The following is a 2,745-nucleotide window of genomic DNA, read 5'->3' as shown; positions in this document are numbered from 1 at the left end:
ATTCCGTAATCCGGCAGCGCAACCGCCAGATCGGACAGGTTCAAATTGCCCCTTGACCTTTAGAAGGGCGTCCAGGCAGCCAGTTCACAGCGACAGACTTCACCGACGCGGTGCTCCGCCGGGGCATTCGCTTGTCCATGGACGGCAAAGGTGCCTGGCGCGACAACGTGTTCGTCGAGCGTGTCTGGCGCAGCGTGAAATATGAAGAGGTGTATCTGAGGGCCTATGAATCGGTCAGTCATGCCCGCCGTTCTATTGGCGATTACCTGAATCTTTACAACCAGAAACGACCTCATTCGAGTCTGTCCGATCAGACGCCGGATGAGGCATACTTCGCGACACTGCCAGCGATCAAATCGGCAGCTTGATGACCCCGGCGCTTCCACTTATAAACTCGATCTGACTGTCCGAACCAACGGCGCCACCTCTCGGCGAGGGCGTCGAGCTCGTCCTGACTGTAGACCTAAAAGGACTGTGCCTCGGGGCAGACACTGGCGCAGCAGCCCGCTGGTGATTTCGCAACGACCTGTATCAGTATCTCGGTTATCACGCGTACGAAGACAAACTCGACGCATTGTTCGCCACGAAGAAATAACCTTTGCACCTGGAGACGAGACTCATCATGAGCGAAGCAGACAGCAACAAGCCGACTACAGGCACGTTCAATCCAAAGAAGTCCGTCGCTCTGTCGGGCATAACCGCGGGCAATACGGCGCTGTGCACTGTCGGGCGCACAGGTAACGACCTGCACTACCGGGGCTATGACATTCTCGAACTCGCGGGCGCCTGCGAGTTCGAGGAAATCGCCCATCTGCTGGTGCATGAAAAGCTGCCGACGCAAGCCGAACTGACCGCGTACAAATCGAAGCTTAAGGCGCTGCGCGGCCTGCCGGCGAACGTGAAGGGGGCACTCGAATGCGTGCCCGCGTCAGCTCATCCGATGGACGTGATGCGCACCGGCGTGTCGGTGCTCGGCACGGCGTTGCCTGAGAGGGACGATCACAACATCGCGGGCGCGAAGGACCTCGCCGACCGCATGATGGCCTCGCTCGGCTCGATGCTGCTTTACTGGTATCACTACTCGCACAACGGCCGCCGCATCGAAGTGGAAACCGACGACAATTCGATCGGCGGTCACTTCCTGCATCTGCTGCACGGTACGGCGCCGTCAAAGTCGTGGGTCGACGCGATGCACGTGTCGCTGAACCTGTACGCGGAACACGAATTCAATGCATCGACCTTCGCCGGCCGCGTGATCGCTGGCACGGGCTCGGACTTCTACTCGGCGATCACCGGCGCGATCGGCGCGCTGCGCGGACCGAAGCACGGCGGCGCCAATGAAGCCGCGTTCCAGATTCAATCGCGCTATCAGAATCCGGACGAAGCCGAGAGCGATATCCGCAGACGGGTAGAGAACAAGGAAGTCGTGATCGGCTTCGGCCACCCGGTTTATACCATTTCCGATCCGCGGAGTCCGGTGATCAAGGAAGTGGCCAAAAAGCTTTCGCAAGAGGCATCGAACATGAAAATGTTCGATATTGCCGAGCGCCTTGAAACGGTCATGTGGGAAGCCAAGAGGATATTCCCGAACCTCGACTGGTTCAGCGCCGTGTCGTATCACATGATGGGCGTGCCGACCGCGATGTTCACGCCGCTCTTCGTGATCTCACGCGCCTCGGGCTGGGCCGCGCACATCATCGAGCAGCGCATTGACAACAAGATCATTCGCCCGAGCGCGAACTACACGGGGCCTGACGACTTGCCGTTCGTGCCGCTCGCCAAGCGCTGACCGTGAAAAAAGGGTAGTCGTTGACTGAGCGTTGGCGCTATCCCTGACCATTAGCCCGTTGAACCATTGAATTGCACGCGTTATTCACCGAAGCCCGTCTTGCGGCTCAATTGGTCGCAAACACCGTCGTACTGAGCGCGAACCTTCGTGTTCTCGATAACGGCCATAGCCTCGGCATGACGCACGATCAAATGTTGCATCAACTTGTGCGTAGATACGGTAATTTTCTTGCCTAATGGCAACTCTGCCGACAGACGCTCTCCATCAGGCCAATCTGCATGTTCTTCATAAATAATGCCGGACTGAAGGTCGATGACGGCATTCCTCGGTGGAGTCAAACTCATATGATCCATGGCGTGAAGATCGCCAAGAAAGTCGATGACACGAGCGGAGATAGATTTCATATGTCTTGTCTGTTCTGCGTGATATCAAACGTCCCGGGGCGCGTCCACGCGCGATCCCTCTGAGCCATCTTCTGCCTGGTCTTCCTATTAGCGCGATTTGCGTCCAGTTCCCTTCCCGTGCAGCACTTCTGCGCCTACAGCGGATGGGACCAGAAGACGATCAGCAAGGATGCGTTCGACTGGCCGAAGCTCGCCTATATCAGTGCCAGCTGTTGCCCGCGTGAGCGCCATTCCCCTGATTGATGCGAAAGACCTGATGCTCGCCACGTTGGCGCGCGCGCCCTTCTCTCGCGACGGCTGGCCATTTGAACCCAAATATGGCGGCCATCGCTGCCTTGTTCGCACGGTCGGCGAACGCGTGGAACTGATCTGATCATTTTCGCGCTTTGCTAAGGAGATGGCTTAATCCAAGAGATCAACGGGTTCATGGATCGATATCGCTGGACCCGAGTCCTCACGCACAGTCAGGTGATGAGACGAGCAGCAAGGGGACCCGAATGTCCTCAACCCATCTAAGCGATTACATTAACGCTCTGATTGACCACGGCACCG

3 protein-coding genes and 1 pseudogene are annotated in these 2,745 nt (G+C 57.6%); 3 read left to right on the top strand and 1 reads right to left on the bottom strand.

Features of this window, described 5'->3' with window-relative positions; all coding sequences use genetic code 11:
* Positions 1 to 74: 74 nt before the first annotated feature.
* Both AWB67_RS36045 and prpC read left to right on the top strand, forming a co-directional pair.
* Positions 75 to 368 (top strand): annotated as a pseudogene (locus tag AWB67_RS36045) (transposase); the annotation flags it as partial.
* A 254-nt stretch (positions 369 to 622) separates the two neighbouring features.
* Entirely contained in the window at positions 623 to 1,789 is a 1,167-nt protein-coding gene (gene prpC, locus AWB67_RS36040; protein ID WP_087660642.1) for a bifunctional 2-methylcitrate synthase/citrate synthase, read from the top strand.
* 80 nt (positions 1,790 to 1,869) lie between these two features.
* On the opposite strand, the gene AWB67_RS36035 is transcribed toward prpC, so the two are convergent.
* Positions 1,870 to 2,193, bottom strand: a complete 324-nt coding sequence (locus AWB67_RS36035) for a hypothetical protein (RefSeq protein ID WP_087660641.1) — start codon at positions 2,191 to 2,193, stop codon at positions 1,870 to 1,872.
* A 220-nt stretch (positions 2,194 to 2,413) separates the two neighbouring features.
* On the opposite strand from AWB67_RS36035, the gene AWB67_RS41175 reads away from it, so the two are divergent.
* The gene (locus tag AWB67_RS41175) at positions 2,414 to 2,566 is read left to right on the top strand and encodes a hypothetical protein (protein WP_159965128.1); all 153 of its coding nucleotides are present in this window, start codon (positions 2,414 to 2,416) and stop codon (positions 2,564 to 2,566) included.
* Positions 2,567 to 2,745: the final 179 nt, after the last annotated feature.

The organism is Caballeronia terrestris, from assembly GCF_001544515.1.
Classification (GTDB): domain Bacteria; phylum Pseudomonadota; class Gammaproteobacteria; order Burkholderiales; family Burkholderiaceae; genus Caballeronia; species Caballeronia terrestris.
This window is presented reverse-complemented; position numbering and strand designations above follow the sequence as displayed.